The sequence below is a fragment of the Tessaracoccus sp. MC1679 genome (assembly GCF_014164775.1).
Classification (GTDB): domain Bacteria; phylum Actinomycetota; class Actinomycetes; order Propionibacteriales; family Propionibacteriaceae; genus Arachnia.
The window spans coordinates 116,622-127,147 of the sequence record NZ_JACJGB010000001.1; the positions used below are offsets into that span (position 1 = coordinate 116,622).

Consider the following 10,526-nt stretch of genomic DNA (forward strand, 5'->3'; position numbering starts at 1 on the left):
GCTCCAAGTCAGTCCCCGACCGCCCGTGGCCGGTAATCGGAGACCTCCCGGGCCTCGCCTGCCGGGTTGTCCGCCGTCGGAATCTGCGCCGGCTGTTGGCTCACCGGAGCCGACAGGTCGATGGTGCGCACCGTCCGGGGCAGCAGCGGCTGCTGCACGTAGGTGGCCGGAGCGACGGGGATGGGATCCCACAGCGCGCCGATGGTGGTGGGCATCGACAGATCGATCGAGATCTCGATGTTCTCGGTGGCCTCGCGGTCCGACAGGTCGATGACGACGGTGTCCTCGTCCTCATCGAACCCCGCCTTCACCGCGGCCGAGCGGGCGTCCAGGCTGCGGTGCATCGACACCACAGACACCCGCGCCACGGCGAAGAACGCCACCAGGAGCCCTGCGGGGATGAGCAGGCTCCACCAGTGGACGATACCCAGCCCGGCCAGCACCGCCAGCGTCACCAGCGCCGCACCCAGCACCGCCGCGACAATGAGCCGACGGCGGGCCGCCTGCCGGGCGATGAGGCGAAGCTCGAGAAGGTCGGTCCGGCGCGTCAACGGCGTCGACACCTGCGCCGCGTCGTCGTCCTCGACATGCTCGACGACGTCGCGGTGGAGAATCCGCACCGAGTCCGAGAACCGCTGCGAGGGATCCCCGTCGAGATCGGCGTCCAGTTCCCGGGCGTTCCTCACCCAGGGCAGCCCAAGGGCCAGACCGACGACGACGACGATGGCGATGAGGATTCCGGCGAGCACGCCGCCTACGTTAAACAACAACGCTGTGATTTGGTCCCCCGGCTGCGGCGAGTCGGCGGATCACCGTCGCTTATTTCGAGTTCTCACTCCTCGTCGAGCAACCAGACCTTGACGGCCTCGCCGGCGTTGACATGCTCGACGTGCTCATCCAACACGATCAGCGCGTTGGAATGAGCCAGCTCACCCAAGGCGTAGTTCTCCGTCACCTGCGCCACGTGGCGGATGCTGCCCTCGGTGGTGACCCGGCCCCGCAGGAGATGCATCTGCCCGCGGTGCGAGCGGAGCCCACCCGAGGCGATGGCGCGGACGCTCCGGTGTCCGGCGCGGGCGCCCATGAGCTGCCGGATCAGCGGGCGTGCGAAGGCGTGGAAGGACACGTAGGCGCTCACGGGGTTGCCCGGCAGCATCAGCATCGGCACATGGTCCTCGCCGATCAGCCCGAAGGTCTGGGTCCGTCCGGGCGACATGGCCACGTTGACCGAGTCCACCAGGCCGAGCCGCTCCATCACCGACGCCACCGCCTCGTAATCCTCGCGGCGTCCGCCGGTGGTGGAGATCACCAGGTCAGCCCGGATCAGTTGATCCGTGACCGCCTCTTCGATGGCGGAGGGATCGTTGGAGTGCACGGCCACCCTGAAGACGGTCGCGCCCGCCGCCTTGGCCGCCGCCGCGACCATGAACGAGTTGGCGTCTGTGACCTCGCCGTGTTGCACGCTGCTGGTGGGATCCACGAGGTGATCCCCGGAACTGACCACCACCACCCGGGGGCGGGGCCGGACCATCACCTTGTCGATGCCCGCGCTGGCGAGGAGGCCGATGCCCCGATCGTCGAGCAGGTCTCCCTCGCTGAGCAGGCGTGTGCCGAGCTTGAGGTGCTCGCCGGCGGCGCGCACGTACTCCCCCTCGCCGACGCGCTCGATGAGCCGGACCTTGCCGTCCTCGACGGTGCCGAAGGTGGCAGGCAGCACCGCCGTGGCGCCGCGGGGCAGCACGTCTCCGGGCGCCACCGAGGCGGCCGCCCGCTCGGGCAGCCTGGCGACGGTGAGGTCCACGATCTCCATCGGTGCGGCGAGGTGCCCCTCGTCGTCCAGCAACTCCTTGGCGCGGACGGCGTAGCCGGCCACCTTGGAGGTGCTGTTGGGTGGCACCGCGATCATCGAGTCGATGTCCTCGCAGAGGACCTGGTTCCACGCCTCCAGCAACGACATCCCGAACGGCCGCAGAGGCTCGACCAGGCGGAGCAGGTAGGCGGTGTGATCAGTCACGCTCCGCAGCCCGGAGGCGTCCAGGGTTGGCGGATCGGGGAGCCGCGGCTCCTCCTCGACCGACTCTTCCTCACCGGGGACGTCGTCCTGCTTCTTCCGGGCAAACCAAGCCATGCTGCCTACGATAGGCCAATGACCCTCTCGGCCCGGAAGGACGCGCTGCGCGCCCGGATCTCCGCGGCCCGCGCCCGGGTCTCAGCCCAACAATGGGCCGCTGACAACGCCGCACGCGCTCGTTTCCTCCTCGCCCTGGCGGAGGGGTTCCCCGTAGGCACCGTCGCCGCGTACGTATCCCGCGACGGTGAGCCGGGCACCGTCGAAGCCATCGACGCGCTTGCCGCCCGCGGCTGGGGCCTCCTGCTGCCGAGGATCACCGGCCGCGGGGTGGCGTGGGCGCGCTTCGAGGGGTGGGACGCGATGGCCACGGGGTGGGGAGGCATCGCGCAACCCACCGGGCCCGTCCTCCCTCCCGAGGCGCTGGCAGAGGCCGGCCTCGTGGTGGCGCCGTGCCTTGCCGTGGGGACCGACGGCGCGCGCCTCGGTACCGGCGGCGGTTGGTACGACCGGGCGCTGCCCCACCGCGACCCGCTGTCCTTCGTGGTTGCACTGGCGCGCCACGAGGAGATCCGCGACGATCTGGGGCCCCTCACGCTCCCCCACGACATCCCGGTCGACGGCTACGTCACAGAGCGCGAATCGGTCAGATTGACGCTCTGAACTACCATGGGTGGCGTCGTCTCCCACGGAGGATCCTGTATGCCCACCTACCAGTACCGTTGCACAGACTGCGGCACCGATCTCGAGGCCGTGCAGAAGTTCACGGACCCCGCCCTGACGGACTGCCCCGAGTGCGACGGCGGACTGCGGAAGGTGTTCAGCGCCGTCGGCGTGGTGTTCAAGGGCTCCGGCTTCTACGCCACGGATTCGCGCGCCGCGAAGAAGGCCGCCTCCTCCCCCGCCAAGTCCGGGGCCAAGACGGAGCCGGCCAAGTCCGAGCCGGCCAAGTCCGAGCCGGTCAAGGCCGCGTCGGCGCCCAAGGTGGAGGCCAAGTCCGCCTGAACCTGTGGACAGCGGGAAATCGGGCTCTCCACCTGCGATCAAGGGGGTATGAGACGCATCCTCACCCCCGTCGCCTCGTTCGTGTCCTGGCATCGCCGTGCCGTCGCCGCACTGCTGGCCGCGCTGTCGGTGCTGCTCGTGGCGCAGTGGCTCGCCGAGCCGGGTGGGCCGACGGTGTCGGCGCCGGTCCTCGCTGGGCCGCTGGCCGCGGGCCACACGCTGACCTCGGCGGACGTGACGCTCACTGACCTCCCTGCCCACCTCGTGTTCTCGGGCGCCCCGCCCGCCCTCGAGGACGTCATCGGTCAGGTGACAGCGGTGGATCTCGCCGCGGGCACCCTGCTCCAGGCCGGGCTCCTGGCCACAGGCCAGGGCGTTTCCCCAGGCCGCGCCGTCGTGCCCATCACCCTGCCGGACCAGGCTCTACGGTCCCTGCTGCGCCCAGGGGATCCCGTCACGCTCGTGGTCACCTCCGCGGAGTCCGCGGAGGTACTGAGCCGGGACGCCAGGGTCGCGGCGCTGCCGGCCGCGCCAGGCGGGTCCGCACTGGCGGTCGCGGGGGCCGGGGATGACGGCCTCGTACTCATGGACGTCCCGGCTGAGGAGGCCGCCATGGTGGCCGCCCTCGGACAGACCGGCCAGCTCAGCGTGGTGCTGGGCGCCTTGTGAGACGCGTGTAGCCGCGCCGGTTTGCCATCCTCGCGACATGCCCGCTAGCGTCATTGACGGCTCAACGCCCAGATCCGGACGGCCTCTCGTGTGGCCTCCCCCACGGATCGCCCCCGTCGCTGCATCGCGTGACGGGTCGTCTCCCGCTTCAGCGGAACACAGAAAAGAGACCTGATTCCCATGAAGGGCTTCAAGGAATTCCTCATGCGCGGCAACCTCGTCGAGCTTGCCGTCGCGTTCGTCGTCGGCGCCTCGTTCGCCACGGTCGTCACCGCGTTCACCGCCATGTTCATGGACCTGCTGGGCAAGCTCGGCGGCACCCCGGACTTCTCGTCCTACTCGCCGGGCGGGGTGTCGGTGGGCGCGTTCCTCACCGCACTGGTCGCGTTCATCATCGTGGCCTTCGTCGTGTACTTCGGCGTGGTGCTCCCCTACACCAAGGCCAAGGAGCGCTTCGCCAAGACCGAAGCCGAGGCCCCCTCGCTGACCAAGTCGGAGCAGCTGCTCGAAGAGATCCGCGACTCGCTGGTCAACAACCGCGTCTGAGCCCCGCTCGTCGTTCTCACAGGGGCGTCACCCACTGGGTGGCGTCCCTGTGGCGTCACCTCACCAGTGGGGTGGCCGGTCGTCAGCGAGGCGCTGCTCGTGGCGGTCAAGCGGCCGCGAAGCCGGCGCCGACGGCGTGAGGCCCGTGAGGCCCAGTTCCCGGCGGGCCTCCGCCAGCGCGGCGTCGAACCGTGCGAACCCGAGAGCGCGCCGTTCCTCCAGCGGCACAGGAAACGGCCACGGCTCGCGGGCGAGCTGGCGCTCCCTGCGGAGCGCCTGGAGCGCGTCGGGGTGGAACCCTTGCAGAGCGAGCTCCTCGGCCAGCGCGGACGAGGAGCACAGCTGCAGCCGGTCCCCCGTCAGCGCCAGACCGAGCGCGGCCCACAGGTCGCGGTCACCCACCGAGGGTGGCGCCGTCGGGGACCTGCTGAGGGGACCCCTCATCGCCGAGTTCCGCATCCCCCACCACGGTAACCCCCGCGCCGAAGGTCCAATCGCCGTCCACCTTCAGTGAGGTGGCCTGCCGCAGGGACGGCGCAACCGGGATCCGGGCCAGGAACTTGTCCACCTTCTTGTAGAACCGGGAGTCGAGGCTGATCTCCGGGGAACTCGAGGTGGTGGCCACCAGACGGCCCTCGTCGGTCAGGTCGTAGACGTCAGAGCGCAGCAGGAGCAGCTCGTTGGTGGTCTTGACCGGCAGGAAGCGGTCGCGGCCCACGCAGATGGCCGTGGCCCCCTCGAACACCTCGATGGCGGCCCCCATCGCGGACTCCACCTGGATGACGGGCGTGGAGTCGCCGTCGGACGGGTCGACGGTCTTCTCGTTGCGGATGAGGGGAAGGCCGAGGACGGAGTTGCGCTCGGTGAGGGTGTCGCGGAGGACCTGGAGGTCGAACCAGAGGTTGTTGGTGTGGAAGAACGGGTGGCGGTGCTCGTCGGTGAAGAAGTCCATCTCCTCCGGCGCGGTCTGGGCGGTGTCGCGCAGGATGAGCTGATTGTCCGCCTTCCGGACGGCCAGGTGTCCGCCCTTCTTGTCGTTGATGGTGCGGCGGCACACCTCGGCGGCGTACGGGGCGCCGGACCGGGCGAACCAGCCGGCGATGGTGGCGTTGGGCGCGGCGCCGAGGTTGTCCCCGTTGGAGACGCACGCGTAGCGGAAGCCGTGCTCGAGGAGCTGGTCCAGCACGCCGGAGCCCTCCAGCGCCGGGTAGAGGTCGCCGTGGCCGGGCGGGCACCATTCCAGGGAGGGATCCGCGGGCCACTCGACGGGGGTGAGGTCATCTGCGCGGAGCTTCGGCTCCTGGTTCTGCGTGAAGCTGAGCGGCAGCCCCTCCACCGGAAGCTCCTCGTAGCGCTCGAGGTGGGCCAACGTGTCGTCCTCGGTGCGGAACGAGTTCATCAGCAGCAGCGGAAGGCGGGCGTGGTAGCGGTCGCGGGCGGCCAGGACCTGCTGGGTGATGAGATCAAGGAAGTTGAGCCCGTCGCGCACCTCCAGCAGGGTCTTGGCCTTGTCCAGGCCCATCGACGTGCCGAGGCCGCCGTTGAGCTTGATGATGACGGTCTTGCCGATCGCCTCGCGGGCCTCCGCCTCGGAGATGTCCACATCGGTCAGCATCGGTGGATCGAGCAGCGGCTCGATGGTGTCCTCCCGGATCACCCCGGTGGCACCGGATTCGAGGAGCTCGTAGAAGCGGGAGAAGACCTCGATCGCGGGGGCCGCGACCCCGGCGTCGATCATCTTCTGGCGGGCGGCGTTGAGGCCGGCTTCGGACACAGCTGTTCCCTTCGTTGCGGTTCTCGACACCGATCCTAGGCCAGCGGTCGCCCGGGGCGCGCCCTCGCGATCAGGACACCGCGACAATCCCGTGCGCCCCGCGCTCGGCGTCCACCATCACGTGGCTGACGACGGGGTATCGCCCGGGCTCCGGGAACTCCAACTCCACGAACCCGCCCTCCGCCGGCGCCAGCGCCAGTGCCTGGGCGCCACCGCCGCTGCCGCCGAAGGCGTCCACGCCGTCCTTGAGCAGGTACCCGCCCTCCCGGTACACGGTGTCGAACTGCCCGCCCACGATGTGGAAGCTCGTGGCACGGTTCGGCCCGGCGTCGAGCACCCAGAAGCGCACCCGCTCCCCCACGCGTGCGACGAACGGCTCCTGGTCGTACTGGTTGGCCACGCCGTTGAACACCACCCGGTCCGGCTGCTCGGCGGAGACGGCATCCGCGTCCACCTCGGTGGCGGCCTCGGCGGTGGCGGCGTCGTCGGCGACGAAGACCTCGGACTGGACCACCACGTACTCGCGGTCCACCTCCGGCAGGCCACCCTCGGGTTCGATGATCACGGCGCCGTGCATGCCGGCGGCGATGTGCGCGCTCATGGGCATCGTCGAGCAGTGATACATCCAGACGCCGGCGCGCCCGGCCGTGAACCGGTAGACGAGCCGCTCGCCGGGCGCGATCGTGCGCATGGGCCCCTCGGGGTTCAGAGCGCCGGCGTGGAAGTCGATCGAGTGGCCCATGGAGCCGTCGTTGATGAGCGTGATCTCGAAGTTGTCGCCCACCCGTCCGCGCAGCGTTGGGCCCACGCTGCCGCCGTTGAAGGTCCACCGCCGCTGCCACACGCCCGGGGCCACCTCCAGGGGCACCTCGGTGACCCGGAACTCGTAGCGGCGGACGGTCTCGTCGGTCAGCGGCGGGGCCACGGGGTCGACCACGGCGCTGAGCGTCGCGTCCGGGTCCCCGGCCGCGTGACCGTGCTCTGGCTCGGCGGCCTCCTCGTCGGGGGCTGCGGCGGGCGCGCCCGCCACCACCACGTCGAACGTCATGCCCATCTGACGGTGCCCCACGACGGTGCACCAGCCCTCGATGGACCGGCCCACGATGCCGAGGTCGAGCTCGGCGCTCTCCCCCGGCGCGAGCCGTGGAGTGCGCAGAGTTCCGATGAGGAGGTCGTGCACGGTGGTGGGGTCCTCGTTGACCAGCTCGACGATGACGCGGTCGCCCGGCTGGGCCTCCACGCTGTCGGGCACGAACTCCATGTCGCGTGCCGCCACCTTCACCCGGACCGTCTCGCCGGTGGCCGCAACCGACGCGGCCGGGGCGGTGGTCGAGGCCACGCCGGCCGCCGCCGGATCCAGGCCGACGCCGACGCTGAGCGCGATCGCCAGCGCCGCGACGCCCGCGACCAGACCGTCGCCGGTGAAGACGCTGCGCCGTTCCTTCAACTCAGGGGCAGGTTCGCCGGCCGCGGCGCGGCGGCGCTCCGCCACGGAGGCTCGGATGCCGCGCACCATGAGCGGGAGAAATGTCACGAGCGCGGCGAGCACCAGCACGGACACGGTCACCTTGACCCAGCTGGGCAGTGGGGCCACCCAGGCCAGCAGCCCGCCGTTGATGACGACGAGCCGCACGGTGGCGAACCGGTCGAACTCGGCGGCGCCGGCGCGCACCACGCGCGGCCCGCCGCCGATCACCGACGGCAACAGGTAGGACAGCGCGCCGGTGACCAGCTGCAGCAGAAAGCCCACCACCCACAGCGAGGCCAGCATCGGGTATCCGGAGGCCAGCTCGAGGTCGTCGGAGCGTCCGACGTGGACGGCGGTGGCGAGGACCGCCACGCACGCCCACACGGCCCCGGCAAGGATCGACGCGGCGGCGAACTCGCGCGGCGGACGCTTCCTCAACGGCACGATGAGGCAGCGCCCCCACCATCCCAGCGCGGCGGCGTAGAGGACCAGCCCGGCCACCGAGACCGGCCGGAGGCCCGTGAGGGAACCCCCGATCACGACGGCGATGGCGGCCAGCAGCACCGGCAGCACCTGCTTGGCGAGGCGCTCGGACCGGTCGTCCATCCGGGTGCGCAGCACCGTGGGCCAGAAGGTCACGAAGGTGCCCACCACCGTGAGCCCGATCCAGCCGAGCAGCATGGTCATGGTGTGGGCCACGAGGAGGGCGGCGTGCCAGCGGTCGTCGAGCCCCCAGGCCAGCGTCGCGCCGAACCCGGCCCCCACGGGCAGGCAGGCCGCCGCCGCGATGTAGTAGCGGATGCAGATCCGGAACCGCCCCGGCAGGGCACGCCTGAGGTCGCGCACCAGGACGGCGCCGTGCCACAGCACGGCGGCTGATACGACGGTGGCGCCGGTGACCGCGAGCCACCACTGCGCCGTCGGGACGCCGAGGAAGACCAGCAGGGAGCCGGCCCCCAGCACGCCCAGCCGCACGTCTGCCAGGCGGCGGGTAGCGTCGTCGTCGCGGGTCTTGAGCAGCGCCGCGGTGAAGTGGGCGCTCCACACCATCACCGAGTGCGTCAGAGCGCCGAGCGCCACCAGGTGCACCATGAGCCAGGTGGACTCGGGGATCCAGCGATGCGCGAGAGCAACCACGACGGCGGCCGCCAGCCACACCACCAGCGCGAAGTCGCGGAGCCCGCGGCGGCGCCTCATCCCCTCACCGCCGAGGCGATCACGGTCAGGGCGAACACGAGCATCGCGATCACGGTCAGGGTTCCTCCGGTTCGATACAGGTCACCGACGGCGAGAAGGTCGCCGAGGATCCGCGCGGTCATGCCGGCGTGAAGCAGCCCGAGCGGGAGCCACATCGACCGACGATACGGCAGGGGGCGGCCGATGACGGCCGGGAAGATGGTGGGGGCGTGCGCCATGATCATGGACACACCGAAGCCGAGGAAGACGCCGTGGATGGTGGCATCGTGGTGGCCCGCGGCGACCGGCTGCCCGACCACGAGCCACACAGCGCCCGCCACGGCAAGCCATCCGTTGCCGGCCAGCAGCGCGGCGGCGTTGAAGCGGCGGAACCCGGTGCCGCGGATCATGCGGCGGCCCACGTCGTCGCGGAGCAGCCAGGCGGCCACGAGCAGGCAGCCCAACCCCAGCACCCGATAGCCGACGGCGGGGAGGGCGGTCGCGAGGGCGGCGCCGAGCGCCACCACGGTCGCCAGGGCGAGCAGCATGGGCACCGCACGGGCGCCCATGGTGAGCTGCGCCAATTCGGCGCGCTCCGCGGCGATGGTGATCACCACGAAGGCGGCAAGCAGCGGAAGGGCGGCCGGGATGTCGGCCAGCAGGATCGCGGCCGCCGCCAGCGGGACGAAGAGCGTGCCGAGCGCCTGGGCGGCCACCAGAGGCAGCGGGGCCCGGAGCCACAGGGCCACGGCCACGGCCAGGAATGCCAGCCCGCCGTCGAGGAGGAGAAGTTCGCCGAGCAGGGGCGGGGCGCCGGCGATCAACGCCAGCGACCCCGCGCCCAGCAGGGCGGGCGCCAGGTATGCGAGGGGGGAACGCAGTGCCTGGGCCCGTTCAAGGGAGATGAGGGTGCCCATGAAGCCGAGCGTCATGGCGGGGCCGTGGAGGTCCGCCAGCCGGTCGGAATCCACGGGCGCCCACATCCCGAGACGGAGCAACGCCGCGTTGAGGCCCGTCAGCAGCGAGACCCCGGCCAGCGCGATGAGCGCGACGCGGAGGGGGCGCGTGCGCGCCCCTGGGTCAGTGATGGTGCGGGGTGCCGGCAGCGTGGTCGTGCTCATGGGTGGTGGTATCGATCTCGGCCCATTCGTCGCCGTCGAGCCCGAGGGCAGCGGCCGGGAACAATCCGTTGTCTTCCTTGTCGATGTGGTCACGTAGGGCGTCCTCGAAGACGTCCATGAGCGAGTGGTCGCCTGCGGCGATGGCAGCCAGCAGTTCGTCGAGCGAGCGGTGCTCGCCGCACAGAATGCTGACGTGGTCAGCGAACTCGTCGCGGCGCTTCATCACCGTGAAGAGACCCACCTCCTCGGACTGCGTGTGCGGCCCGAGGAGGAGGGCGAGGGCGCGGGCATGCTCAGGCACGTCTCCACCGTCGACGACGGCGCGGCGCAACTGTCCGCACGCGTTGACGATCTCGACGTGCTCATTCATGAACCGACCGATCACCGTGATCGAGTCACACCCGCAGTAGCTGCACATCAGAGGCGCGCCAGCTTCAGCTTCCAGGCCTCGGGGCCCTCCTGCACGTAGCTGATTGCAATCGACTCGCCGTGGCGCTCTGTGATCTGGCGGAGCAGCGGCACCGGGTCATGCGGGGCCACCAGGACGAAGGCCGCGCCCGGCTGGAGGCCGTCGACGACGCCGTGAATGGCGGCGTGGCGAACGGCGTGCGGGATGATGCGCGCGTCGAGTTCGGGAAGGGACTCGTCATGACCGCCGCAACCGCAGCCTGACTTGGGGGTGAGGGAGATCTCTGTCAT

The 10,526-nt window shown here is 70.9% G+C and carries 12 protein-coding genes; 4 read left to right on the forward strand and 8 right to left on the reverse strand.

Annotated elements, in window-relative coordinates:
• Positions 1 to 8: 8 nt before the first annotated feature.
• Together H5398_RS00595 and glp are read right to left on the reverse strand one after the other, a co-directional pair.
• The gene (locus tag H5398_RS00595) at positions 9 to 749 is read right to left on the reverse strand and encodes a hypothetical protein (protein WP_182798615.1); all 741 of its coding nucleotides are present in this window, start codon (positions 747 to 749) and stop codon (positions 9 to 11) included.
• Positions 750 to 832: 83 nt separating this feature from the next.
• On the reverse strand, positions 833 to 2,128 hold the full coding sequence (glp, locus tag H5398_RS00600; RefSeq protein WP_182781762.1) for a gephyrin-like molybdotransferase Glp: 1,296 nt from the start codon (positions 2,126 to 2,128) through the stop codon (positions 833 to 835).
• 18 nt (positions 2,129 to 2,146) lie between these two features.
• Here glp and H5398_RS00605 point away from each other — a divergent pair, with 18 nt between their 5' ends.
• The 4 genes from H5398_RS00605 to mscL all read left to right on the forward strand — a co-directional run bounded on the left by H5398_RS00605 (position 2,147) and on the right by mscL (position 4,288).
• Positions 2,147 to 2,731 (forward strand): 5-formyltetrahydrofolate cyclo-ligase, encoded by a 585-nt coding sequence (locus H5398_RS00605; RefSeq protein ID WP_182781761.1) that lies wholly within the window; start codon positions 2,147 to 2,149, stop codon positions 2,729 to 2,731.
• Between the two features lie 39 nt (positions 2,732 to 2,770).
• Positions 2,771 to 3,073 (forward strand): FmdB family zinc ribbon protein, encoded by a 303-nt coding sequence (locus H5398_RS00610; protein WP_182798616.1) that lies wholly within the window; start codon positions 2,771 to 2,773, stop codon positions 3,071 to 3,073.
• Between the two features lie 48 nt (positions 3,074 to 3,121).
• Positions 3,122 to 3,742 carry an SAF domain-containing protein gene (locus tag H5398_RS00615; protein ID WP_182781759.1) on the forward strand — a complete coding sequence of 207 codons (621 nt, stop codon included), beginning with the start codon at positions 3,122 to 3,124 and terminating at the stop codon, positions 3,740 to 3,742.
• 180 nt (positions 3,743 to 3,922) lie between these two features.
• Positions 3,923 to 4,288, forward strand: coding sequence for a large conductance mechanosensitive channel protein MscL (gene mscL / locus H5398_RS00620; RefSeq protein ID WP_182798617.1), 366 nt, complete (start codon positions 3,923 to 3,925; stop codon positions 4,286 to 4,288).
• Positions 4,289 to 4,348: 60 nt separating this feature from the next.
• On the opposite strand, the gene H5398_RS00625 is transcribed toward mscL, so the two are convergent.
• The 6 genes from H5398_RS00625 to H5398_RS00650 form a co-directional block, all read right to left on the reverse strand.
• On the reverse strand, positions 4,349 to 4,690 hold the full coding sequence (locus tag H5398_RS00625; protein WP_182798618.1) for a hypothetical protein: 342 nt from the start codon (positions 4,688 to 4,690) through the stop codon (positions 4,349 to 4,351).
• Positions 4,683 to 6,062, reverse strand: a complete 1,380-nt coding sequence (locus H5398_RS00630; protein ID WP_182798619.1) for a UTP--glucose-1-phosphate uridylyltransferase — start codon at positions 6,060 to 6,062, stop codon at positions 4,683 to 4,685. Before H5398_RS00630 ends, H5398_RS00625 begins: the two co-directional genes overlap by 8 nt.
• Positions 6,063 to 6,132: 70 nt before the next feature.
• Positions 6,133 to 8,727: a multicopper oxidase domain-containing protein gene (locus tag H5398_RS00635; protein WP_182798620.1), complete on the reverse strand. Its 2,595-nt coding sequence runs from the start codon at positions 8,725 to 8,727 to the stop codon at positions 6,133 to 6,135.
• Positions 8,724 to 9,827: a hypothetical protein gene (locus H5398_RS00640; RefSeq protein WP_255421953.1), complete on the reverse strand. Its 1,104-nt coding sequence runs from the start codon at positions 9,825 to 9,827 to the stop codon at positions 8,724 to 8,726. The genes H5398_RS00635 and H5398_RS00640 overlap by 4 nt, the downstream gene beginning before the upstream one ends.
• Positions 9,787 to 10,245 carry a hemerythrin domain-containing protein gene (locus H5398_RS00645; protein WP_182781754.1) on the reverse strand — a complete coding sequence of 153 codons (459 nt, stop codon included), beginning with the start codon at positions 10,243 to 10,245 and terminating at the stop codon, positions 9,787 to 9,789. Before H5398_RS00645 ends, H5398_RS00640 begins: the two co-directional genes overlap by 41 nt.
• Positions 10,245 to 10,526: a DUF2249 domain-containing protein gene (locus H5398_RS00650; protein ID WP_182781753.1), complete on the reverse strand. Its 282-nt coding sequence runs from the start codon at positions 10,524 to 10,526 to the stop codon at positions 10,245 to 10,247. The genes H5398_RS00645 and H5398_RS00650 overlap by 1 nt, the downstream gene beginning before the upstream one ends.